Here is a 243-nt window from a genome sequence, read left to right on the forward strand (position 1 = left end):
GCCGCAGCGGCTGCGTCGTGGTCGCGCTGTTGCTGGTGGCGATGGGCGTGGCCCTGGAATTCGCCCAGGGTGCGTTGACCACCACCCGCATGGCCGATCCGCGCGACGCACTGGCTAATACGGTGGGTGTCCTGGCCGGCCTGGCGACGCTGCTGACACCGATGCGCGGGCTGTTGCTCGCCCTCGACGCCCGCCTGCGCCCCGCGCGCGCCGGCTAAGAAAAAAGCCGGGACAAGCCCGGCT

General features: G+C 71.6%; 1 pseudogene. It reads left to right on the forward strand.

What is annotated here, in order from left to right:
- A pseudogene (locus OH705_RS28430) lies at positions 1–218 on the forward strand (hypothetical protein); the annotation flags it as partial.
- Between the last annotated feature and the right edge of the window lie 25 nt (positions 219–243).

The sequence above is a fragment of the Pseudomonas sp. BJa3 genome (assembly GCF_026343815.1).
Taxonomy (GTDB): Bacteria; Pseudomonadota; Gammaproteobacteria; order Pseudomonadales; family Pseudomonadaceae; genus Aquipseudomonas; species Aquipseudomonas soli.